General features: G+C 30.0%; 21 protein-coding genes. 4 read left to right on the forward strand and 17 right to left on the reverse strand.

The features are described 5' to 3' along the window. Positions 1 to 108 precede the first annotated feature (108 nt). The 3 genes from ABDZ69_RS12040 to ABDZ69_RS12050 all read right to left on the reverse strand — a co-directional run bounded on the left by ABDZ69_RS12040 (position 109) and on the right by ABDZ69_RS12050 (position 2951). Positions 109 to 1119, reverse strand: a complete 1011-nt coding sequence (locus ABDZ69_RS12040) for a rhomboid family intramembrane serine protease (protein ID WP_343769959.1) — start codon at positions 1117 to 1119, stop codon at positions 109 to 111. A 213-nt stretch (positions 1120 to 1332) separates the two neighbouring features. Next, complete coding sequence (locus ABDZ69_RS12045; protein WP_343769960.1) at positions 1333 to 2391, reverse strand: HD-GYP domain-containing protein; 1059 nt, start codon at positions 2389 to 2391, stop codon at positions 1333 to 1335. A 167-nt stretch (positions 2392 to 2558) separates the two neighbouring features. Further along, positions 2559 to 2951 carry a DUF6762 family protein gene (locus ABDZ69_RS12050; protein WP_343769962.1) on the reverse strand — a complete coding sequence of 131 codons (393 nt, stop codon included), beginning with the start codon at positions 2949 to 2951 and terminating at the stop codon, positions 2559 to 2561. Positions 2952 to 3113: 162 nt separating this feature from the next. On the opposite strand from ABDZ69_RS12050, the gene ABDZ69_RS12055 reads away from it, so the two are divergent. Then, positions 3114 to 3443 carry a hypothetical protein gene (locus tag ABDZ69_RS12055; protein WP_343769964.1) on the forward strand — a complete coding sequence of 110 codons (330 nt, stop codon included), beginning with the start codon at positions 3114 to 3116 and terminating at the stop codon, positions 3441 to 3443. Between the two features lie 11 nt (positions 3444 to 3454). Here ABDZ69_RS12055 and ABDZ69_RS12060 read toward each other — a convergent pair whose 3' ends face one another. The 7 genes from ABDZ69_RS12060 to ABDZ69_RS12090 form a co-directional block, all read right to left on the reverse strand. Continuing rightward, positions 3455 to 3874 (reverse strand): Fur family transcriptional regulator, encoded by a 420-nt coding sequence (locus ABDZ69_RS12060; RefSeq protein ID WP_343769966.1) that lies wholly within the window; start codon positions 3872 to 3874, stop codon positions 3455 to 3457. Between the two features lie 63 nt (positions 3875 to 3937). Continuing rightward, positions 3938 to 4489, reverse strand: coding sequence for a manganese efflux pump MntP (locus ABDZ69_RS12065; RefSeq protein WP_343769968.1), 552 nt, complete (start codon positions 4487 to 4489; stop codon positions 3938 to 3940). Between the two features lie 213 nt (positions 4490 to 4702). Continuing rightward, a complete protein-coding gene (locus tag ABDZ69_RS12070; protein ID WP_343769970.1) occupies positions 4703 to 5542 on the reverse strand; it encodes an SLAP domain-containing protein in 840 nt (279 codons plus the stop codon). A 50-nt stretch (positions 5543 to 5592) separates the two neighbouring features. After that, positions 5593 to 6654, reverse strand: coding sequence for a cell wall-binding repeat-containing protein (locus ABDZ69_RS12075; RefSeq protein ID WP_343769972.1), 1062 nt, complete (start codon positions 6652 to 6654; stop codon positions 5593 to 5595). Positions 6655 to 6754: 100 nt separating this feature from the next. Continuing rightward, positions 6755 to 7477 (reverse strand): Ig-like domain-containing protein, encoded by a 723-nt coding sequence (locus tag ABDZ69_RS12080; protein WP_343769973.1) that lies wholly within the window; start codon positions 7475 to 7477, stop codon positions 6755 to 6757. A 127-nt stretch (positions 7478 to 7604) separates the two neighbouring features. Next, complete coding sequence (locus tag ABDZ69_RS12085) at positions 7605 to 10502, reverse strand: DUF5050 domain-containing protein (protein WP_343769975.1); 2898 nt, start codon at positions 10500 to 10502, stop codon at positions 7605 to 7607. Positions 10503 to 10540: 38 nt separating this feature from the next. Further along, positions 10541 to 12406: a cell wall-binding repeat-containing protein gene (locus tag ABDZ69_RS12090; protein ID WP_343769976.1), complete on the reverse strand. Its 1866-nt coding sequence runs from the start codon at positions 12404 to 12406 to the stop codon at positions 10541 to 10543. Positions 12407 to 12718: 312 nt separating this feature from the next. Here ABDZ69_RS12090 and galU point away from each other — a divergent pair, with 312 nt between their 5' ends. Continuing rightward, positions 12719 to 13588, forward strand: a complete 870-nt coding sequence (gene galU, locus ABDZ69_RS12095) for a UTP--glucose-1-phosphate uridylyltransferase GalU (RefSeq protein WP_343769978.1) — start codon at positions 12719 to 12721, stop codon at positions 13586 to 13588. A 17-nt stretch (positions 13589 to 13605) separates the two neighbouring features. Here the strand turns inward: galU and ABDZ69_RS12100 are convergent, their stop codons facing one another. The 5 genes from ABDZ69_RS12100 to ABDZ69_RS12120 form a co-directional block, all read right to left on the reverse strand. Beyond that, the gene (locus ABDZ69_RS12100; protein WP_343769980.1) at positions 13606 to 14094 is read right to left on the reverse strand and encodes a VanZ family protein; all 489 of its coding nucleotides are present in this window, start codon (positions 14092 to 14094) and stop codon (positions 13606 to 13608) included. Beyond that, positions 14063 to 14602: a VanZ family protein gene (locus ABDZ69_RS12105; protein ID WP_343769981.1), complete on the reverse strand. Its 540-nt coding sequence runs from the start codon at positions 14600 to 14602 to the stop codon at positions 14063 to 14065. Before ABDZ69_RS12105 ends, ABDZ69_RS12100 begins: the two co-directional genes overlap by 32 nt. 12 nt (positions 14603 to 14614) lie before the next feature. Further along, a complete protein-coding gene (locus tag ABDZ69_RS12110) occupies positions 14615 to 15670 on the reverse strand; it encodes a type I phosphomannose isomerase catalytic subunit (protein WP_343769982.1) in 1056 nt (351 codons plus the stop codon). A gap of 95 nt (positions 15671 to 15765) precedes the next feature. Then, a complete protein-coding gene (locus ABDZ69_RS12115) occupies positions 15766 to 15936 on the reverse strand; it encodes a Spo0E family sporulation regulatory protein-aspartic acid phosphatase (protein WP_343769984.1) in 171 nt (56 codons plus the stop codon). A 19-nt stretch (positions 15937 to 15955) separates the two neighbouring features. Further along, entirely contained in the window at positions 15956 to 16858 is a 903-nt protein-coding gene (locus tag ABDZ69_RS12120) for a GGDEF domain-containing protein (protein ID WP_343769985.1), read from the reverse strand. 139 nt (positions 16859 to 16997) lie between these two features. On the opposite strand from ABDZ69_RS12120, the gene ABDZ69_RS12125 reads away from it, so the two are divergent. Both ABDZ69_RS12125 and ABDZ69_RS12130 read left to right on the forward strand, forming a co-directional pair. Next, positions 16998 to 17933, forward strand: a complete 936-nt coding sequence (locus ABDZ69_RS12125; RefSeq protein ID WP_343769987.1) for a DUF6414 family protein — start codon at positions 16998 to 17000, stop codon at positions 17931 to 17933. A gap of 156 nt (positions 17934 to 18089) precedes the next feature. Further along, positions 18090 to 19274: a M48 family metalloprotease gene (locus ABDZ69_RS12130; RefSeq protein ID WP_343769989.1), complete on the forward strand. Its 1185-nt coding sequence runs from the start codon at positions 18090 to 18092 to the stop codon at positions 19272 to 19274. Positions 19275 to 19375: 101 nt separating this feature from the next. On the opposite strand, the gene ABDZ69_RS12135 is transcribed toward ABDZ69_RS12130, so the two are convergent. Together ABDZ69_RS12135 and ABDZ69_RS12140 are read right to left on the reverse strand one after the other, a co-directional pair. Next, positions 19376 to 21100, reverse strand: coding sequence for a phospho-sugar mutase (locus tag ABDZ69_RS12135; RefSeq protein WP_425544656.1), 1725 nt, complete (start codon positions 21098 to 21100; stop codon positions 19376 to 19378). An 88-nt stretch (positions 21101 to 21188) separates the two neighbouring features. Next, entirely contained in the window at positions 21189 to 23690 is a 2502-nt protein-coding gene (locus ABDZ69_RS12140; RefSeq protein ID WP_343769992.1) for an EAL domain-containing protein, read from the reverse strand. Between the last annotated feature and the right edge of the window lie 101 nt (positions 23691 to 23791).

Below are 23791 nucleotides of genomic sequence, written 5' to 3' on the forward strand. Positions count from 1 at the left end.
GAATTTTAGGGAGAATTTTTAGGGACGGTTCGCGTTATAAAATTAATTTTTATTAGAAATTAATTTTATAAATAGCGAACCGTCCCCTACTTTTTCTATGGTTTTGATTTATTTTTTGATTAATACAAATGATAAAATTATTCCACCAACTAATCCACCAATATGTCCTAAATTATCAACGTTTGCCATTGAAAATCCAATAATTAAATTTACAAATATAACTGACATTATATTATTTATAAATCCTTTTCCTAACTTATCTTTATATCTCATTGAAACTATTAAACAAGCTCCCAATAAACCAAAAATTGATCCCGATGCACCAATTGATACACTCTCAGAAAAAAAATAGGAAAACGTTGACGAAACTATTCCAGATATCAAATATATTAACGAATATTTCCACTTACCGTATACTTTCTCTACGAATGGTCCTAGCGAATTCAATGCATACATATTAAACCCTAAATGAACTATTCCTCCATGCAAAAAGGTGCAGGTAACCAATCTATAATATTGTCCCATGCTAATTAACGGATTAAATTTTGCACCTAAAAATATTAGCACATTAACATTGCTATCTATTATATTTCCTGAAAGTAATGCAGTCACTCCATACATGATAATATTTATAGCCATAAATATATAAGTCATAGTAGCTCTATTTGTTTTCCTACTTTCACCAACTCTTTGTTTCTGCGTTTCTGATTCAGAATTTATATAATAAGATGCAACCTCTATAATTTCCTCATTGTCACTTGTATAGTAAAGTATTTTATCAACACTTTCATTAAGGAATACATAGGAGTATTTATTGCCATCTATGTTTTCTATATAAGCATTAACCCAGTTATAATCATCTGTAAAAAACACTTTAACTAAATTTACATTATCAATATTTAAATTTTTCAGCTCATCTATAACCCATTGATCATTTTTATTATCATAATATTCATCGCACATTATTATAACTTTATTGCTACCATCACCTGCAGGCTTTGTAAGAATCCATCTACTAACGACTCCTACATATTCAATTTTTAACTCTTGCAAGGTATATCCTAAACCTCTCATGAAATTATCTAATAAAAAATTTATAAATTTATTTTTATTATCCATAATATTCTCCTCTGACTGATATATTAATATCTATATCTATATCTATATAACATATATTATATATCATTGTATAATGGTATTCTATTTTAAATTAGTTTTGCTTACATTTCGCGAACCGTCCCTAAACTTTTACAAATACCATGCTGGGCACACTACAAAAACAGCTGCTAACCAATTGATTAACAGCTGTTATGCTTAATTATAATAAAAAATTTAAACTAAAGATACTACTGCCATACTTGGATTTTTTAATAAATCAATTTCATAAAATGGAACAGGAGCATTGGTTATGCTATCGTATAGTACTCTTATTATTGGCCTATCTGGGAAGCCTTTATTTTGTCTTACAACATACCCTTCTTCACCACTTGAAAGCCTTATACAACTTCCTAAGGGATAAATTGCAAAGGTATCCTTAAACTTCATTACTAAACTTTCATCAAAGCATACACCTGAACCAGCTAATATTAATTCATAAGCATCATTTGGATTAAACTTTTTTCTATAGCATCTATCATTACTTACAGCATCAAATACATCACAAATACACACTATCTTAGCAAACTTAGAAATATTATTATCTTCTAATCCATAAGGATATCCTCTTCCATCTACTCTTTCATGATGTTGTTCAACGATGTTAATAATATCAAAGGATATGGAGTAATTTTTTCTTAATATTTCTCCTCCATATAGTGTATGTTTTTTTATTTCATCAAACTCTTCTTGTGTTAATTTACCTTGCTTATTTAATATAGATATAGGAATTTTTGTCTTCCCTATATCATGCAATACCGCTCCTATGCCTAGCTCTTTAATTTCTTTTTCTTTAAATCCTGATGACAATCCTAAAAAAGATGACATTATGCAGGTATCTAATGAATGAACATATGTATAATTATCATAAGTTTTTATGTCATAAATACTCTTGTTTACATCTCCCATTTCAATAATGTATTGAACAAGGTTTTCTACTACACCAAGCGTTTGCTTTAACTCTTTTCCATTACAACTATGAATATTCTTAACTATTTCAGACATGCTTTTCATAGTGAATTGTTTTAATTCTACTAATTGTTCATCTTCTGGTAGTATATCATCTAATCTCGAATCTTCAATATATACGTAAAACACACCTATTTCCCTTAGTTTTTTTATGTAATTACTTGAAAGCCTAACTCCAGCTTTCAGGAGTATTTTTCCATCGCTAGTTAGAATACTTTTCCCCAGTATTTCATTCTCTCGTACACGATTAATAAACTCAAGTCTCATTATAATTCTCCTTAAATAATAACATTTCCCAACAATAAGCGTAATTATACTGGCTTATTCATCTAAATATGATAATAACATAGTAAATACATAAAATAAATACAAAATCTGAATATTTTTCATAGTATTATTATTTAATTCACGCTAATATTATACATTATTTAATTCTACATGTAATCTTCCTTTTTTAGTTTAATTTCATCAAATACTCTATTTATTTCAACCTCTATTAAACTACAAATTTCCCCTAATATTTCTTCCATCTGAACTATATCCTCAGTATGATCAAATTTAATCGCCCAAGTAGGATTATATTCATCGTCAATTGCCTGTAAAGGATAACCCGCCTGTTCAAAGACCTCTTCATTAAAGCAATCGTAAATTGCAGTGTATTCCCATTCTTCCACATCGTCTTTTGTATTAAAATATAGATTAACTTTCTCTCCATCATAAAAAAATTTGGCAATATACTTGGCGCCTTCCCCTACCTTATAACTACCTAATTCTTTTACAAAAATATTATTTTCTTTTTCCATTAGTATGAGTGATGAAAAATCCATTTTTCAACTCCTCCCTTTCAAATCATTTGCTTTTTTCCATTTTTTGTATATAATAAAACTATAACAGCTATAGTATTATATATGATATTGTTCATAAATTATTTATCGTAAGTTATAAAAAATTATTAAATATTTATAAACTTTTTGTTTCGAGGTGTTAAAATGAAATTACCACGTAAAAACCATAGTAAAATCTTAGTTTTTTTAATACTATTAATCTTATTTTCTTTTATAAGGTTTAAAATTATTCAAAACAACAGTAGAGATTTAGCTTATTCCGTAGAAAGATACTTAACTAGCAATATATTTAATCTTAATAAATTGCATCATATCGATAGCCTTCACATGACTTTTTCAGATGGAAAACTAGCTATTGTTCAAGTTGATGGAAAAGAAAAAAAATCTCCACACAAGAAGGTTAAATACGATGTTTTAGTACAAAAAAGCTCAAAAGGAATTTGGAGAGTAAAAAAGCTATACCAAATTCCTTAAATATAAATCTATTACTTTTTAATTCCACAATCCTTACACAGTCCTTTAAATTTCAAACTGACTTCTTGCTCTTCAAGACTAAATCCTGTTTTATTTTTAATAATTTGTTCTAATTGTTGAATGGGACAATCTATTTCAACTTCTTTGTGACAAAGGGTACACTCTAATAAATGAGTGTGCCTATTAGAGTTTATTACATACTTATATGTTCCATCTCCAATATCAAATTTATCCACAATACCTTTATTATTAAATAACTCCAAATTCCTGTATATAGTAGACAAATCTATATTGTAACTACTTTTAATACATTTATCGTAAATATATTCTGCCGTAACACCAACATTAGATTCTTTAAGAATTTCTATTATTCTAATTCTACCTTTTGTTATTTTCATATTATTTAATTTTAAGAATTCTTCAACTTTCATTTCAATCACCTTATACTAATAATAAATTATTATAACATAAACATAATACTATTATAACGAATTTTAAAAAAACATCATTTTAATTCCAAATAAAACTAAAATTACTCCTCCAATATAATCTGCATATTTCCCAACAATCTCAATTTTTCTTAGATGTTTCGTAATTACAAAGGCAATAATAGTCATAATCATAGTAATTAATCCAATAAGTAGCGTGCTATTTAGCATAACAATTGAATTATTTATATGATTTAGTGCAGTGAAACCAACCACAAGTGCATCAATACTAACAGATATCCCAAGAACTATCCACATTCCTGGTTTAATCAAAGCACACTCCTCTTTGTTTTCCATGCCTTCTTTTATCATAAGCAAGCCTACACCAGCTATAATAACGCCACCTATTATCTCCGGCACATCTACTATGTATGTATTAAATAAAAATCCTATATATGCTCCAACTAAAGAAAATAAAAACTGAAAAAAACTAAAAGATGCAGAACATAGACTTTTGTATCTAAGAGTTACGTTATTATTTAATCCGACACATAAAGCTACACCAAAAGCATCCAAAGACAGGGCTAACCCGATTAAAAATAAAGAATAAAAACTCATTTTGAACCTCCTATTTTGGGTCTAGTTAGGTAGTCAGGGACGGTTTGCTAATTTTATTATATCTCCTTCCAAATTTAAGCATTTTATATATACTGCTTAAATTTATAAATTATGTCTATAATAATATAAATTTAAACACAAAAACAACCTATAAATTTAAACTTTTTAGAGTTTATTTTATAAGTTGCTTTTATATATATTTACGAACCGTTTCTAACTATTGAACATTACCTTGCAACTTGCTAAGTCAAATTCTTCTTCTAGTAATAATTCCTTCTTGAATATTAAACTTAAAATTCTAGCCTTACCTGCATTAATTTCAAAGTTTTCTAGATCAAAAGCTCCATTAACAACTGTTCTTCCATCATAAGTTTCTATAGTAATAGGAAGCTTTTCTAATTTAATTGGCTCATCTACTCCATTTCTAGCTATCAAAGTCATTAGCAAATCATCATTTTGATACTGTGTTATTGTAAATACGGATATGCTAACTTGACCCTGTTCTAATTTAGGTAGTGTAGCTATAAATTCTTTAAATGTAGCAATTTCTTTTGCATCTAAACTCTCTGGTATTGCCTCTAATTCAATATTCGCATAAGTAACAGCTTTAATTCTGCTATCGAAAACAATCTTCCAATCATCTTGTGGAATTTCATCTACAACAACGTTTTTCTTATCAAAATAAATCTTCCAAGGTCTGGCTGAATAAGGAGGTATATCCCCCATCTCATTTAAATCAAATATTTCATATCCTAGCTCCTCTCCTTTAGAATTAACTATACAAAGAGGTGCTTTCTCAAAATTTATCGCTCTGGACAACCCGTTTACAATATATATTTTCGCTTCAAATTTGTCTCCCTCATCAAATATATATACTCCTGTAATATTTACTTGCCCATCTTCTATTTCAGGTATAACTTCATTCATTTCCTCTTCAAGATAATTCTTTTGAACATCAGATATTCTATCAATTGTGTTTTGATTTAATGAGAGTTCAATTTTCAACGAATCCTTTTCACTTATTTTCTGCGAACCGTCTCCTTTATTGCTCATCATATGTCCTCCAATTCTAAGTTAAGTTAACTATATCTACATCTACTTTACTAGTCAATACTAATAATTTCAAGGTCTGTTTCTGATTTTTCTTCAGCAATTTTTACCAATCTACTTTCTGCAATCTGTGATAAAACACCCGTCTGTCCTATCAAAGTAATATTTGAGTTGTTATTTATATTGCCCTTTATAAAGTTTTCATATGCAATTATATCTTCTTCACTGGCAATATTTCCACTTAAAATTAAAGGTGATCCAAATTTAGCTGCAGCCGCCGAACCTACTAACGCATCCGCAAAGTTTCTAATTCTATCATTACCACCAGATGCTACATAAAATTTATCAAAAGAAAGATCCGCTTTGAAATACTCTAGAACACTAATATTAGTCTTAAATCTATCCTTACCTTGAGCAATTCTAGTTCCATTAACTGGATTAATTACTGCATCTGGAAGTATTCCACTGCCCCCAACAGCCATTATTTGTAACTTATTATCATCTATTACTTTCTTAACTTCTGGATCCAACTTTGTGGAATTAGATATCAATACCGGTATACCTAATTTAGCTGCAATTGAAGAAACACTTAAAGCATCAGAATATCCATCTTGTCCATTAACTAATATAGCTCTATTTGCGCCTGTTAACTTAATTAACTCAGCTGCAACTACTGCATTAGTAGCAAATCTATTTCCACCTGCTTTATGATAACGTATAACATTGAGATTATTTGCTTTTAACGTACTATATATTGATGCGGTTACAACCCCTTCTCCACCAACAATATAAACATTTTTTGCACCTATTTTTTGAATTGTTTCTAATACACCATTAGGCAACTTATCCTTTTGAGTTAATAGTATAGGTGCATTTAGCTGCTTTGCTAATGGAGTAGCACTAACGGCATCTGCATATCCTTCACCATTTACTAAAACTACATTCTCACTACTGCTAAACATACTTTCAGCAACACTTCTTGCTGTTGTGAATCTGTCCTGTCCACCTACTCTATTTACAGATGCTGCAAATACATTATTGGCATTTAAAATAGTCGCTAAAGCTAATCCCATTGCAGCAGTTTTTATCATCTTACTATACTTCTTCTGTATCATCATTACCCTCCTCGATTTTATTAAAATCTATAATTATTATAACATAATAGCTTGTTTATAAAAAGTTTCATACGATAATAATTCTTTAACTAATAATGGATTAATATGAAGTAATATCAAGAGGAACATCATAAGAATTATTTGATATACTTAACGTTGCTTTTCCAATTATCTTCGTACCATCACTACCATAAAAATAAACTTGTACACTACTTTTATCCTTAATTACATTTACAGATGGCTCTCCTAAGTTAAATATGTAATCATTTCCTTCGACCTTATATTTTTTGATGTCTGGTCTTGTAGTTCCAGTAATATTTATTACCTTAAACATATCCAAAACTGGAGAAACTTCGACTTTAGCCATAGCCGTATTATCTCCTTGAATGGAAAACCTCATAATATTATCCTTCGTCAAAAATTTCCCATCTCTTCCCTTTGCGCCTTTGTTTATAGTTATTTGATAGTTTTGGCCTTTTTTATATCCACCAGATGGAGGATTGATTTTCACAGACATTCTTCCACTTTCCTCTATACTAACCGGTACAGAACTGCTTGTAGAATTATTATATACCTCATTTACCCTAATTCTATCCCTTACAGAATAAAAATCTACTTCCGAATTAAATCTAATAGTCCAAATCTTATTAACATCTGTTGTAACTTTAGCATTAATTTCTTTTGTTATTTCTTGATTAGTAGCTGCATAAGCCTTATTTTTTAAATTTGGTATGCCCTGCAAGTTTAGCTGAATCGTCCCTACCATTAATACGCACAAAACTATACTAAGTTTTTTATATTTAAATTTTTTTGTTAATTTCATGTTTATCTCTCCTTTCATTGCATAAAATTAATAGGGAAAGTTTTTTAACAGTCTCCTCTTTAATCTTTCCCCATTAATTTTATAGCTAGTTATTAAAATTAGTGAAACGTCTCTGTATTACTTTAAATTACTGCATTTGTGCTATTGTCTTGCTACATTTTAATATCTGCTTATTATAAGTTTGAACAACATACACAGTAGTTCCATTTGTCACCCCTGAAATTCTAGGATCCGATTGATTGCCTATTAAAGTCCATCCATCTACTCCAGCACCTAAATCTGGCATACTTCCACCTATCATATAATAGTATTGATATTGTGTATCATTATAAGCTTCATTAGGTATCATTGGCAAGTTGTATACTACTGCATCGATTCCTGCCCCAAGTATAGTTAAATTACCAAGAGTTAGTGGAATTCCTTTAGGAATTGCAACCTCTATAGCATCACTTTCAGCAAATTGGTTGCTTCTAGTTAAGAATATTTTATTACTTAAAGGTTTAGAAGCATCATATTCAATAGAACCTGCTGGAAGTATAATAGATACTTTGTATTTCTTTGGGTTAAATGGATTTGGATCTGGTTCAATTTCCACCATTTGTGAACCAATCTTTATTCTATTTCCTTCAACTTCCTTGTACACATGTACTATATCTCCCTGTTGAAGTTGTGTAGTAGGTGCAATTTCTACAATATCATTTTCAGTTAAACCATTTTCAAGTGTACCATAATTTATAACATTAATACTTAAATTATTCTTGTCAAAGGTTGGTCTTCCTCCAATTTCTCTTGTAATTTCAACTGGAACTACTTCACTTTCATTAGTATTAGGAGAAGTTCTTGTAACATAAACATATCTAGCATCATCCGTAATAGTTTTGTTTCTTCTAAGTATAATAGTAGCACTTAGTGGTCTACCACTACTTAAAGGAGGTAAAACTATGTCCTGTCCTAATAATTCAGCTTTGTAAGGATCTCTATAAACTCTAATTACATCTCCAGCCTGCAAATTAGCATTAGCCAAAATATTTCCTTTTTCGCCAACTCCTACAAACACTTTGTCATCTAAAAGACCTGCATTATTTATAACTTCAACTGAAGCTGCTGGTATAGATTCACTAGCCATAGATAGAGTTAAAGCAACCTTAGTGCCATATCCCACTATAGTTCCTGTATAGTTAATTACTGCTCCATTATTCTTTGACCCTGAATTTAAATTCCAGTTTACTAAAAGTTCACGTACGGAATTGTCACTCATAACTGCAGTAACCTTGTCTGGTAAATATTCTTCCAGATTACTTAAATCTGCTCCTACTGCATTTTTAGTTGGTACTGCAATCTTATCATAAGAAATTATTTTTAAACTTTGTTTTGGCTTAGCTACAGGTGTAGAAGAATATATGTAAATTGATCTTCCATAGCTATCCTTATTAGGTGAAATTTTAGGTTCATTTGCTATAAGCATACTACTTCCTTTAGTATAATAAATCTTATCTCCCACTATATTGATGAAGTTAGTGTAATCATCAGAGTACTTATCTCCAGAAATTCTTAGATAATCAACTAATGGTGCTCTGTAGATTTTATTTCCATCAGACGCATCTGAATAATACATGTATTTTCCATCATCAGTAATATTCATTGCTGAAATTACTGCATCCTTACCAGTACTTCCATTACTCACATTTATTGTTCCAAAACTTCCGCCATTTTTGCTAATCCATTTTAATTGCCCCGAATCGGTAACATAGTATATCTTATCACCAACTAAGGTAATAAATTTAGCACTATCTTTTGAAATCTTGCTTCTATAGGTTCCATCAGTATGAACAGAATAAATTGTATTACCTTGATACTTATTTACATAATAAATTACATCTTTATCCACAACTAAATATTCAGCTTCATCACTAGTTATGGCTGTCCCAACAGATTTATTGGCATTTCTATTAACTTTTTTGATATTACCAACACCAGTACCTGAGTGATAACTATAATAAATATATTCCCCAGATACTGCCACATAGGAAGCTTGATCTGTACATACTATTCTTCTACCAGTACCATCTTTTCTTATTTTATAAATTTTTTGCCCATCAGAATAGTTACTATAATAAATATAATCTCCCAATATATTTAAATATTTTGCATTATCATTGCATATTTTTTCATCAACTATTCCATTGCTTCTATATATTCCACCACCATCAGCTGAGTTACTATAGTATGTCCATTCCCCATTTTGAATAGTTAACCCATTATTATTTAAATTTCCTAATCCATTGACGTTAGTAAAGTTATTATCAGTTGGTGGTTTAAAATAATTATCCAACTTAAAAGTTACAGTATGTTTACCGTCAACAAGTGGCAGTTGCTTGGACTCTGTAGTTGCTATAGGCATTTTATCTGAAGAAAGTAATTGTAATCTAATATAAGGATCTGTAGTCGTCATATTTATTACATATGCATCCTCACTCTCACCCGTTGAAGATTCAGGCTTACCAACCTTCTTAATCAAATCACTATTATTGTTGTTGTATACTTTGAAATACTTAGCATCTAAATTATAAGGTTTTACATTTATTCTACTAGTCTCTGGTATTCTTACTCTGACAAATTTTATACCTCCACTACCTAAACTTGTTACAGTTATTTCAGCTTCAACTGTAGAACTAGTAGCATCTTCATTAAAATTTTTACTATTCGTATCAAAAGCATACACTTTCTTGTTACCATTAAGATCATAATATGTAATACTGCTTACTTCTAATTTCGTAAGATCACTTACTGTAGTACCGCTGAACAAGGATTTAACTGTATCTGAGGTATCCACATAATATATATCTTTAAAATTAGTTGAGTTATTTAATATATCATTTAATCGACTTGCATTTTTAGCAATGTAGTTTATATCATAGGCCTTATCCCCAATAATTACAGCACCATAAGGTAATGCTGCTGAAACAGAAGATGATATCATTGCAGCTAAAACTATTGAAGCTACAAAAGTTTTTGTCTTTTTCATTTAAATCCACCTTTCTAAATATCCATATATTTTAAAATTTAATTTGATACTACTTTAAGCACCAACAACACTGGTTTATCATAATGTTTAACTGTACCTTTAATATAATAAGTTTGTGGCGTTCCCATATCGATAAAAGGAGCATCCCAGGTAACGTCAACCCAAATCTCCCTATCATCAGAAGTGGTCGCTAATACTTGTCTTGGTAAACTATAGTAACTTCCCTGCACTCTTGTTTCTCTTATTTCTTTGATTTCCTTAATTTTTGGAGTAACTATCAAAGTTAAGTAAGCTTTATATGGCGAATCTTTCACAGTACCTTCAAGTCTTACTATACCTGTTTTACTAGTATCAATGCTTTGAGTGTTCCATGTTACTGACATGTTTTTATTGGTAATCTTATCAAGTACAGTTTTAGGAAGTTTATACGGTTCTCCTTGCACTATCTCTATAGTTGTATTATCAAATACATTCGAAGGATATCCAGAACCACTATCTGTTATCTGTAAAGTTAATTTGACCTTCTTATTATATTTATCTACAGTACCATCAAACAAATATATACCTGGAGAATTTTTACTCTGCGTTCCATAATCCCAAACTACTGGAACTTCAGCCGATGTACCATCACTTAACGTGGCTAATACCTTCTCTGGTAATATAAACTCATATCTACTTGGCGAAGTTTTATATACATCTGGTATTTTTATAGGTATTGGATGTACAACTAAATTTAATCCTACTCTTCCATAATATCCATTTACGTCACCATAAAAGTTAAATAATCCTGGTTTAGAAGTATTGACTTTTTTAAGATTCCAATTAACATCTACCTCTACCTTGGACCCATCTGTTGCACTAGCAATAATAGATTTTGGAGGAGTATAATCATCATTTTGATATATGACATCATAAACATCTGGCACATAGGATACTTCCTTAGGCAAATATTTTGCCGCCCCTTCTAAATCATAACCTATAACGCTTTCCCCTCCGAGTATTGTTAAATTATTTATAACCTCAGAAGTTAAAAAATTAATGGTAGAATTGGGCAATGGAATATCTCCTAAAAGAATAAACCCTCTATTTAATGCTGCTAAAGTCGAACCTGATAGTGCATCGGCATAAGCTCTACCCGATGCTAAAAACATGTTGTCAATTTCCAACTCATTTCTAAAGTAATTTATAATATCAATATTTCTTTGATATTTATCCCCTTTTCCAATTCTTTTAGCATTAGGTATAGAATTAAAAGATTTTCTACTTATAATATCTTCTCCACCTATAACATATATTTGCTCCGCATTTTTATTAGAGTTTATATAATTCATCACATCACTTTGAATAGTGTCTTTACCGACTAATAGTACAGGCATTCCTTTAATAGCAGCAATGGGAGCCATAGAAACTGCATCTTCAAAATAGCTACCATTAACAATAGCTATTTGCTTTGGTTTGCCAAGCTTTTTAGCTACCTCTAAAGAAGTTTCATACCTATCTTTACCACCAATTCTAGTCACTTTAATTCCCATAACTTTTAGCCCATCTTCCACGTTTTGAGATATAACACCCTTTTGCCCAACTAAGAACACATTTTTAACTCCAAGTCTTTTAAGTTCTACAGAAGTATACATATTAATAACGTTTTTATTTGTTAAAAGAATAGGTGCATTGTATTTCTTCGCTAAAGGTGCTGCAACTATGGCATCTGGGAAATTTTCTCCAGACACAATAACGGCATAATTACTCTTTTCTTTCCAACCCTCTTGGCTAACTTTTGAAGCTGTTTCATATCTATCTTGTCCATAAATACGATTAGTTTTGGGAGCAGCTAAGGTCTTACTTCCCATAAGGCAAAAAGCCAAGGTAAAAACAGCCAAAAATTTACATTTATTTCTCTTCATTCTCATCACCTTAAATTATATTTCTTTTTATTTATTATCGTAAAGATTTTATGAAAATTTATCCTCTTTTTTGACTTTCCATCAATTACCTAATTACATTTTATATGTTAATAAAAATATTATAGCCTAAATATTCCATTAAGTAAAACTTATATATAAATTTCACTTAATTTCGCAGATTTTCCCTAACTTTTGTCACGTTTCTTTTTTGATTCATTAATTTATTCTTAAAATATAATAAAAGGATTTTTATTTACGACATAGAATAAACTAAATTAGCAGTAAAAGTAAAATTTTGAGAGGATGAAAATCATGAAAGTTAAAAAGGCAATTATACCAGCTGCAGGTTTAGGTACAAGATTTTTACCTGCTACAAAAGCTCAACCAAAAGAGATGCTTCCTATAGTAGATAAACCTACTATACAGTATATTATAGAAGAGGCCGTTGCTTCAGGTATCGAAGAAATATTAATAATTACAGGAAGAAACAAAAGAGCCATAGAAGACCATTTCGATAAATCAGTAGAGCTGGAAAAAGAATTAGAAGAGCATAATAAAACAGAGTTATTGTCTATGGTTCAACAGATATCAAATATGGTTAACATATACTACATAAGGCAAAAGGAACCTAAGGGACTTGGTCATGCTATAAGCTGCGCTAAAACCTTTGTTGGAGACGAACCCTTCGCAGTTATGCTAGGAGATGATATAGTTCACAGTGAAAACCCTTGCTTAAAACAATTGATCGATTGCTATAATGAATACAAAACAACTATCTTAGGCGTGCAAGAAGTTCCTAAGGAAGAAGTATCAAAATATGGAATAGTACAAGGGTTACATATAGAAGATAGAGTCCACAAAGTAAAGGACTTAATCGAAAAACCTAGTATGGATGAGGCGCCATCAAATATAGCTATCCTTGGAAGATACATAATTACGCCAAAAATATTTTCCATATTGGAAAATACCACTCCAGGGAAAAACGGTGAAATACAATTAACTGATGCATTAAAAACTCTTATAAAAGACGAAGCCATGTATGCTTATAATTTCCAAGGAAGAAGATATGATGTAGGGGACAAATTAGGTTTTTTAGAAGCCACAGTAGAATTTGCTTTAAAAAGAGAAGATTTAAAAGAAGGGTTTATGAACTATCTAAAGGGAATAGTAGATAACAAATAAAACTAAGGGGAAGCCACTCAAGCTTCACCCTTTTTACTTTTTCTTTCAATAAATATGTTCCATATGAAAATTCCTAGTAAAGCTCCTAGAGTATCTACAAATACATCTACAATCTGTCCACTTCTTCCTGGAACAAATAACTGATGAAATTCATCGCTACAGGCATACAAAAAAGAGATTAAAAGAGAAAGCTTATAATTTCCTCTAAGAGTCATATCTTTATAAAAAGAATTTATAAGTAGTACACATAGTATGAAATATTCAGTAAAGTGTCCTAGTTTTCTCACCACTAGCATAGCTAATTCACCAAAAATGCTATTTATATCAACACCTATAAAAGCTAGCATTTCTATAACTAAGCTGCTTTTGCTATTGGATATGTCTGCAGTATCCGAAGAAAATTTATATATTATCATCATCCATAAAATAACTAAAACATATTTAAATACTTTTTTAATAATCTTTGTGTCCATCTTAACCTCTTCTACTCCTTCTGTAATTCCCATAAAAAGTTAAATAAGAAAATAGTATCCCTATTAAACTTCCGGTAAAATCCAATAAAATATCTCTTACAGAAGAAGTCCTTTCTGGTATAAAGCTTTGATAAAATTCATCTAAATGCGCCGTGCAAAGACATATAAATAATATATATATCAATGCTTTACTGTTGTCCACTTTAAACTGCTTAAAACTATTACAAATTAACAATGCTAATATAAAATATTCAAATAAGTGGGCACTTTTCCTCGTTAAATAGCTTTGGAAGGCATTATTACCTCTAATATTTGGGGATTTACTACTACTAAGCATCACCAAAGAATTCATAGGTTCGCTGTCTTTAGAACTATTTTTGTTATTCATTTTCATTTTATTTTTATAATATTTAAGTTGTACTTTTATATTATTCAAAAACTTAGTGCTAATGCTATGGGATTTTCCCCCATCAGCGGAAGAGTTAGAAAATATAAAAGTAATCCATAATATACATAAAACAATGGATAAAAATTTTTTCAAAAGGCATTCCCCCTACATATGTTCTATGGATACATATCTATTTATTTCTTCATCGCTGTAGCCAAAGTTTTTTAAAGGAGTAATAAAATCTTCATAAATATTAGGTACGTAACTCTTAAGCAAAGTGACATCTCCTTCTATTTCCCATTCCTCTAAAATAGCTGGCATAAAAACAGATCTTCCCATCTCTAATAAATATTTTTCACCCTTATATATTATTGTGCATTCACCTTCTATACAAGTGTAAATAATGAATTTTTTACTATAGCCTTTTATAACATAACTTCCCTTTAAAATGATTTCCTCAACTGCAAAATAGGAATTAGCAATTAAATATTTAATTTTAGCTTCTCCTAAATCTATAGATAATCCTTGAACCTTATGACTATTATCTTCCTTAAAATTTATTACATCTAATGCTTTTTCTACATGAAGTTCTCTTGGTTTTCCATCTAATCCAAGTCTACCCCAATCATATACTCTATAAACTAAATCGGAGTTTTGCTGAACCTCTACTAGAATTATTCCAGCTCCTATGGCATGTAATCTTCCTGCTGGAATATTTAGAACATCCCCTCTTCTTACCTCTATTTCTTTCAAATATTCCTTAACCTGTCCCTTTTCTATAGCTTTCTTGAAGTCTTCCTTAGTACTTCCATCCTTTATTCCAAAAACTAACTTTGCTCCTTCTTTTGCGTGGAGAACATACCACATCTCACATTTGCCTAACTGCCCATTTTCATAAAGCATTGCATATCGATCATTTGGATGAACTTGTACCGAAAGATTTTCCTCTGCATGAATAAGCTTTATAAGGAGAGGAAATTTTTCCATGTCTTTTAATTCCTCTCCTAATATTTCCTGCGGATATTTTTCCATGATTTCCTTTAAGGTTTTCTCCTCAAACTCACCATTTTCTATAATACTCATTCCCTTTTCATGAGCTGCCACATCCCAATTTTCACCTGTATACTCATAAGGACTTTTTCTATTATAAAGTTGGTTTAACTTGATTCCACCCCATACATTTTCCTTATAAATTGGTTTAAAAAACATTGGATAAAACATACTTATCCTCCTATAAAAAATATTAAAATTTGCGAACCGTCCCCTACTACTATATTATACCCAATTTCATCCATATATTAAAGAACAGGGAAAATTTATTCCCTGTTCTTTGATTTCATATATTCCACAATAAGCTCATCTAGGCATCTGCTAATAATAAGCCTTGCTTCTTTCTCTTCTTCTGTAGCGCTTATTTCATTTAATACTTCTCTTATGTCTGATATATATTTTTCTAATTCACTGTTATGTTTATCAAATTTCATCATAAAATCATCACCAATTTAACTATATTTTTGTAACTTCAACTTTGTTTCTTCCTTGCTGTTTAGCCATGTAAAGAGCTCTATCTGCACAGTTTATAAATTTTTCAACTGAATCTACGCCTTTTTCTCTTAGGGTACACACTCCAAAACTTCCAGTGGTTTTAATTATTTCCCCTTCAAAAATAAAGTCTTTTTTCTCTAAGGATTCCTTTATTTCACTTGCTATATTAAAAGCTTCTACTTCATTAGTGTTATTTAAAACTAATACAAATTCATCTCCACCATATCTTCCTAACCAATAGGAGGTTTCTCCTATAAATTCCATTACCAATTTACTAAACTCTCTTAGAACATAGTCCCCAGCAACATGTCCATAAGAATCATTAATTTCTTTAAAATGGTCAATATCGATAATAACAAGAGACAGCGGGGTGTAATTTTTAGAATTATCTTTAATAACTCTAGTAAGTTGCTCACTAATATATCTTCTATTAAAAGTATCTGTAAGAGAATCCTTAATAGCACACTGATTTAATTTATAAATTAAGTTTCCCATATTAGTAATACATTTATTATCGTAAACTGTATCAATTCCCTTAACTGTTACGTCTTTAAGTAGTTCTACAATATATTTATCTTGTCCCACGAAAATAGGAGACGCGGTTACGAAAAAAATTTCCCCTTGGACATTTTCTATTTTCATAAATGTATTCTCTTCTAAGAAAGCTCTCATAGAAATACAATTTTCACAACTCCCTCCCTTTTCCCAAAGCTGAAAGCAAGAATGATTTTGAAAATTCAACTCCTGGCCTACCTTATACTTTACACCTACTACTGTTTTTTTTATGGGGTCAATCACCCTTATAATGTCATAAAAGTTCTTAAAAATCGATAACCTCTCTTCAACTTCCGTTAATATATTCATATACACCCTTCCGTTTCTTTTTAAATATATTGAAATTTACTATATACCAATTGTAACTATTTTTCAACTTTATAGCAAATTAAAACTTATAGAATATTATATATGAAAAGGAAAAATATTGGATATTGGAGGAATAAAGGTGAACTCTTCAATTTATGCGCCTGTTTATATAAATAAAAATTTAATACTGGATTTACATTCCATACTAATTAATGGCTACATCGAAAGCAGAGGAGTACGATATTTACAAGACAATACCAATGCTTTTAAATTTCAAAGAGGGAAAAAAAGTAGTGAAAATAAAGGAAAAAAAACTTCTAATAATGATAAAGAAAAGAACTTGTCAAAAGACCAATCCTCAAATCTATCAAATGACTTTGTAACAAGTCTAGACAACAGAAATAGTACTAAAAACGAGATTAGTATTAAACAAATATATACAACCTTTCAGATTTTTGATAGCCTTAAAAACCTTATGCTCCAAAAAAATATATTAAAGTGCATTGGAAAGGATAATATTTCTAATCACAATGTCCTTCCTCAGGAATTTATAGAGCTTGAAGGATACATCTCCCCAACCTCTACATTATCTCAAATAAATACTACCATAGAAATATTAGAGGCTTATGATTGCAAAACTTTAGATAAGCTACTAAAGAAAAATGAAGATGAGAAGGAACCTTTAACAAATTATTCTGTAATACTGAAACAACTAAAAAACTTAAGTACAAATTTAACAAAAAACAATACTGTAAACATGATAATGGACTGCAATTCTTTTACTTCAGTGTTAAATGTGAATTTAAATAATTTCTTAGATAAAAATGCCTATATATATGACAATGTCCATTGTTCTTGTAAAGTTTTATGTAGGGTTGTTAAGGTTGTTAATAGCGATGAACATATAGATTTATTGTGCAAGACTTGCATGAGCGATTATTATTGTGATTTCTTTAAGCAAATGGGTCCATATTTAGATTTATTAAGTAAGAAAAATATTCTAGTGCCAAAAGAATTTACAACTAATATAAAAGGACCTGCTATTCAAGCTATTCCAATTGCCATATATATATAAATTTTCTAGGCATCTCAATACTATCATTGGGATGTCTTTTATAGTTAGCAATAAACTTTAAGGAATATTTAAGATATTTAGAGTATAAATCGAACGAAATTTTTACAAATATTTGATATAATTGTAAACATAGTTTTAAACCGTAGGAGGTATACAATGTTTGAACTTTTATTTGAATTTTTATTTAACCTATCGTTATCTCAAGCTATACTTTTCAATTTAGGTATAATATTTATAAACATTTTATTTTCCTTTCTTATAAAAGTACTAGTGGAGAAAAAATATAAAAAGACTAACTCCATAGAAGAAACTCTATATTTTCAACAAATACTAGGGAAATATCTTCAATTCATTACAATTCTCTTTACAGCTTTCTTTTCCTCCTTATCATTATCACCACATTTGGATTGGATGGGTGGATTACAACTATTAGGATTACTTATCATTATATATTTTTATTTATTTATAATATTAATTTTTAATCAGCTTATTTTATACGATTTGAATACATCTTTAAGAAAAACTACTTCATCGAAATGGGATCAAATAAAATTACTTTTAAGAGTTTTAGTGTTTACAGCTCTACCATTAATAATAATGCTAGTTATTATAGATCTTAAGCCTCTTAAAAACTTAGGAGGAGAAAAGTTACAAAAGTATATTAATATATTATTCCCCATGGTAATTTATCTTTTATTATCATTTGTAATGCCCCTTTTTAATAAATACATGCTGAAGGCAGAACTTTTTCCGGAAGGAGAATTAAAAAATGAGTTAACCTCCTTTGTAGAAAAGGCTGGCATAAAAAAATTCAAACTATATCTGTGGTTTACAAAGGATAATAAACATGCTAATGCTTTAGTATCTGGATTATTAACAAAACAAATATTTTTATCCGACTACCTTTTAGAAAACTTCACCGAAGAAGAAACCAAAAGTATATTGGCTCATGAAATAGGTCATATAAAAAAACATCATCTATGGATAAGAACTGGTCTTATTTTAGGATTATTTATTTTAGGGCCTCTCCTTGGTATTATAATGGAGGCTTATGAGGATAAATTTACCGAAATACCCTTATGGGTAGGTTTAGGAATAATAGCTCTATTCCTAATTAGTTACTTGATATTTTTAAGATATCTAACAAGCAGAATACAAGAAAGGCAAGCTGATGCCTTCGTTTTAGAAATGGGCATAGAACCTGAAGTATTCGCAAGTGCGCTGGATAAGCTTGCAAAACTTAACCACGCAATAAGAAGATTTAATAAAGTCGATGAAAAGTTTCAAACTCATCCATCTATAGATAGAAGAATAAAATGGATATTAGAAAAATCAAAGTAATTTTAAAATATATTATAAATCTGTGGTGAATTTTCATATATAAAAATTCACCACAGATTTTTTAAATTTAAATATTCACTAAATCATAAACTAGATATACCTTAGCCAATACCATTGATTACTTCTTTTGATAAAGACTTTAATTTAAAATCTACTTCATGGAAAGATAAGCCTTTTACCCCAAAATAAAACTTAACTTTAGGCTCTGTTCCTGAAGGACGTACTGCAATCCATGACTCATCCTCTAAGGTAAAATACAATACGTCAGATTTAGGAAGATTAATTTTTCTTTTCTCATTAGTTAGTAAATTAATAGCTTCACTGGATTTATAATCTATAAAATCCACTACTTTTATGCCATTGAAACTCCTTGGAGTGTTTTTTCTAAACTTAGTTAATGTATTTTTAATTTTTTCTAGTCCCTCTTTCCCCTTCATGGTTAAGGAATAAAGGTCTTCCTTATAATAACCGTATTTATCGTATAGCTTAATCAAAGCTTGGTATAAAGTAAGCCCTATAGACTTATAAAAGGCTGCCATTTCTGCTATGATCATGCAAGCATTAACCGCATCTTTATCTCTAACATAATCCCCCTTTAAAAAGCCATAACTTTCCTCAAAGCCAAAGATATACTCATAGTTATTATTTTTTTCAAATTCTAAAATTTTCTCTCCAATATACTTAAACCCTGTTAAAACATCTATAACTTCTACGCCGTAATTCTCTCCAATGTTCTTTGCCATAGGTGAGGTAACAATAGTTTTAATAATAGCTCCATTGGAGGGCAAAATATTTTTTTCTTTGCTTTGAGATAAAATATATTCCGTAAGAAGACAACCTATTTGATTTCCATTTAAGGTTATATATTCTCCTTGATTATTTTTTACCACCACTCCAACTCTATCTGCATCGGGGTCTGTCCCCATGATAATATCGGCATTTTCCTTTTTTCCAAGTTCAATGGCAATTTCAAAAACTTCTCTCTCCTCAGGATTTGGATACTTTACTGTAGGAAAGGCTCCATCTGGCATTTCCTGTTCTTTAACCACCAATACATGTTTAAAGCCTATTTCCTTTAAAACCCTTCTAACTGGAATGTTCCCAGTACCATGAATAGGAGTATATATAATTTTAAAATCTTCACCGAGCTTTTCTATACACTCCTTATTTATAACCTCTTCCTTCAATCTATCTATATAAAGTTTGTCAATCTCTTCTCCTAAAATTTCTATTAAACCTAAATTCTTTCCCTCTTCAAAGGCTAGAACTTTAATATCTTCAAAATTATCTATAGCATTTACTTCTTTTATAATTTCATCTGCATGGTATACCACTTGTCCACCATCTTCCCAATAAACCTTATATCCGTTATATTCCGGTGGATTGTGGCTAGCGGTTATAACAATTCCAGAAATGCAATTTAAAGTACGAACTGCAAAGGATAATTGTGGCGTTGGTCTTAGTGAATCAAATAAATAGGCCTTAATACCGTTACCTGCTAAAACTCTACAGACTTCCTCTGAAAATTCCCTAGACTTATTTCTTGAATCGTAAGCAATAGCAACTCCTCTATCCTTACTCTCTTTGCCAAACTTTAAAATATAATTACACAAGCCTTGGGTAGCACGGCGAACAGTGTATATGTTCATTCTATTAGTACCCGCTCCAATTATTCCCCTAAGCCCTCCCGTACCAAACTCCAAGTCCTTATAAAACCTATCTTCTATTTCCTTTTCGTTTTTCTCTATTCCTCTAAGCTCCACCTTAGTTTCCTCATCAAAATAATCCTTTGAAATCCACTGAAGATATTTATCTTTATATCCCATCATACTACCTCCCAAATAAATAATACATTTTCAAAACCTTATGTAAATTATACCCAAAAATCATAATGAAATCCATTAGGAAAATGAATTATAAATTTTTCTTAAGTAGCTCTTCCATGTCCTCCACTGATAAAGGCTTACTAAAATAATATCCTTGAGCTATATCGCACCCCATAGATTTTAGTAACTCTAACTGCTCCTTAGTTTCTACACCCTCAGCTACAACTTTTTGCCCAAGTCTTTTAGAAAGATTTATTATTACATCTATTATCAGTTCTTGTTCCTTGTTATTGCATATATTTTGCACAAAGGATTTATCAATCTTCAATTTATTAATAGGAAATTGCATTAAATAATTTAAAGAAGAATATCCTGTCCCAAAGTCATCTAAAGAAATTTTTACCCCCATGGACTTTAAATCTTTAAGCTTATTTATATTATTCTCTGTGGAGTCTATTAAAAGGCTCTCAGTTATTTCAATATCTAAATAACTGCTTGGTAGCTTTTCTCTCTCTAACACATTACTCACTGTATTAACAAAATCATCCCTTACAAATTGAATAGATGACACATTAATCCCTATATAATCATACTTAAAACCCTTGCTTAGCCATATTTTATTTTGTTGGCAAGCCTTCTTCATTACCCAGTTTCCTATAGGAACTATGAGACCATTTTTTTCTGCAATAGGTATAAATTCATTAGGCGAAACAAAACCTAATTCTTTGTTGTTCCACCTAAGTAATGCCTCCATGCCTTCTATTTTACCACTATACAAATTAATTTGAGGTTGATAATATAGTTTAAATTCATTCTTTTTTAAAGCATGCCTAAGATTATTTTCTATGGATATTTTCCTTAGAAGCTCTTTACTCATGGTATGATTAAAGAAACAATATTGATTTTTGCCCTGCTCCTTTGCCCTATACATAGCTGTATCTGCATTTTTTAAAAGAACATCAATCTCTTCTCCATCCATAGGGGCCACGGAAATTCCTAAACTTGCAGTTACATAGTTACGCACTCCATCTAATATAAAAGGCACCTTAAACATGTTTATTAAATTATTACAAATCTCCTCTAACTCCTTTATATCATAAAATTCAGGAATTAAAATTAAAAACTCGTCTCCGCCAAATCTACCTACCATAGAATTAGAAGGGCTATATTTTTTTAGCCTAAAAGCAATTTTCTTTAAAAGTTCATCTCCTTTATTGTGACCAAGGGTATCATTAACTTTTTTAAACTCATCTATATCTAAAAAAATCAATGCAGAATTTTTAATTTCAAATCTTTCCATAATGTAATTTCTATTTGGAAGACCAGTAACCTTATCATAATAAGCCATTTCTTCAATTCTATTTTCATTTTCCTGAAGCTCTTCGTACTGAGCTCTGAGTTCCTCTTCTGTGGCCGCCAATTCTTCATAAACAGCAGATAACTCATCATAGCTATTAGATAATTTCATTTCATTTTTTCTTTTCTCATTAATAATTATAGTCAAAAAAGAAATTACGGTAATTAAAAATAAAAAAGTCACTATAGCTCCAATAACTAAACTTTTATATTTTTCAAAAAAAGAATAGGGTTCATTAACTATAATGCTACCCTCAGGGAGAGCATTCACATTTATTCTAAATCTTTTTAATTGATTATAGTCGAACATATACTTATTTGGACTTTGAGATATGTTTGGTATAGACTCTAAAGAAGAACCTTTTAATATACTTAAAGCAATTTTCCCAACTTCCTCACCTTGATAAAAAGCGCTAGTAACCTTTCCTCCAAAAGTTCCATAGCCTAAATCAAAATCCCAAAAGGAAAAAAGAGGAACTGCTGAATTCTTAAAAAAATCATCTTTTAAATTATTAATATATCTATAATGATTATTTTCATCTATAAATGGATCTGTAAGAAATATAAAAGCAGTGTTCTTATTTGAACTTTCTATTTCTAACTTAACCTTGTCTATAGGTGTGTTTTCATAGAAATTAAATTCATAATTATCACTCAATTTATTAGGAAGTCTTTTTATATTGGCAAAATCATTTTTACCTGAAGTACTATCGCTGCCGAAAACCTTGAAGGTCCGTGTATTTGGAAATATGGATAATATATTTTTCACCATCTCTTCCACTTCAATATTTTCTACTACAATCTTATATTCAGAGTGCTTTGAAAGGATAGAAGGATTTATTTCATTTATCCCACAAAAGACCACTGGAACTTTATTAAATAACTCCTCTCCATACTTCGATAAATACTCCATAACTCCATTATCAGATGCTATAATAATATCAAATTTAATGTGCGAGTATTTGCTCTTTTGAAGTTCAAAAAAAGTGTGTATATACTCCTCACTAGAGTTTTCTTTTAAGTCCATATAGTCGTATTTTATATTAACATTAATATTCCCATTATCAAAAACAGAGTTAATGCCCTTTGAAATTGATCCTGTCCAAGCAAATCCTTCGTTATAGGAATGTAATACTAATATATTTTTAATTTCTGCCGAGGAAACTAAACTACTTTTAAGTATCAGCAAAGCTATAAGGAAAAAAATACATCCAAAAAACTTCAATTTTTTCATTTCATGCATTCACCTCCTGTTATTAATTACAATTATAGCATAAATTTTCTTAATGTTCAGATAAAATATAGAAAATAACATTACTCCATATTTTCACCATA

It is taken from the genome of Clostridium malenominatum, from assembly GCF_039521365.1.
Taxonomy (GTDB): Bacteria; Bacillota; Clostridia; order Clostridiales; family Clostridiaceae; genus Clostridium_AW; species Clostridium_AW malenominatum.

Bases quoted from the DNA above. Each gene is read 5' to 3' on its own strand.
- ABDZ69_RS12040 (WP_343769959.1), bottom strand. From the start codon at position 1,119: ATGGATAATAAAAATAAATTTATAAATTTTTTATTAGATAATTTCATG.
- ABDZ69_RS12045 (WP_343769960.1), bottom strand. From the start codon at position 2,391: ATGAGACTTGAGTTTATTAATCGTGTACGAGAGAATGAAATACTGGGG.
- ABDZ69_RS12050 (WP_343769962.1), bottom strand. From the start codon at position 2,951: ATGGATTTTTCATCACTCATACTAATGGAAAAAGAAAATAATATTTTT.
- ABDZ69_RS12055 (WP_343769964.1), top strand. From the start codon at position 3,114: ATGAAATTACCACGTAAAAACCATAGTAAAATCTTAGTTTTTTTAATA.
- ABDZ69_RS12060 (WP_343769966.1), bottom strand. From the start codon at position 3,874: ATGAAAGTTGAAGAATTCTTAAAATTAAATAATATGAAAATAACAAAA.
- ABDZ69_RS12065 (WP_343769968.1), bottom strand. From the start codon at position 4,489: ATGAGTTTTTATTCTTTATTTTTAATCGGGTTAGCCCTGTCTTTGGAT.
- ABDZ69_RS12070 (WP_343769970.1), bottom strand. From the start codon at position 5,542: ATGAGCAATAAAGGAGACGGTTCGCAGAAAATAAGTGAAAAGGATTCG.
- ABDZ69_RS12075 (WP_343769972.1), bottom strand. From the start codon at position 6,654: ATGATACAGAAGAAGTATAGTAAGATGATAAAAACTGCTGCAATGGGA.
- ABDZ69_RS12080 (WP_343769973.1), bottom strand. From the start codon at position 7,477: ATGAAATTAACAAAAAAATTTAAATATAAAAAACTTAGTATAGTTTTG.
- ABDZ69_RS12085 (WP_343769975.1), bottom strand. From the start codon at position 10,502: ATGAAAAAGACAAAAACTTTTGTAGCTTCAATAGTTTTAGCTGCAATG.
- ABDZ69_RS12090 (WP_343769976.1), bottom strand. From the start codon at position 12,406: ATGAAGAGAAATAAATGTAAATTTTTGGCTGTTTTTACCTTGGCTTTT.
- galU (WP_343769978.1), top strand. From the start codon at position 12,719: ATGAAAGTTAAAAAGGCAATTATACCAGCTGCAGGTTTAGGTACAAGA.
- ABDZ69_RS12100 (WP_343769980.1), bottom strand. From the start codon at position 14,094: ATGGGAATTACAGAAGGAGTAGAAGAGGTTAAGATGGACACAAAGATT.
- ABDZ69_RS12110 (WP_343769982.1), bottom strand. From the start codon at position 15,670: ATGTTTTATCCAATGTTTTTTAAACCAATTTATAAGGAAAATGTATGG.
- ABDZ69_RS12115 (WP_343769984.1), bottom strand. From the start codon at position 15,936: ATGATGAAATTTGATAAACATAACAGTGAATTAGAAAAATATATATCA.
- ABDZ69_RS12120 (WP_343769985.1), bottom strand. From the start codon at position 16,858: ATGAATATATTAACGGAAGTTGAAGAGAGGTTATCGATTTTTAAGAAC.
- ABDZ69_RS12130 (WP_343769989.1), top strand. From the start codon at position 18,090: ATGTTTGAACTTTTATTTGAATTTTTATTTAACCTATCGTTATCTCAA.
- ABDZ69_RS12135 (WP_425544656.1), bottom strand. From the start codon at position 21,100: ATGGGATATAAAGATAAATATCTTCAGTGGATTTCAAAGGATTATTTT.
- ABDZ69_RS12140 (WP_343769992.1), bottom strand. From the start codon at position 23,690: ATGAAAAAATTGAAGTTTTTTGGATGTATTTTTTTCCTTATAGCTTTG.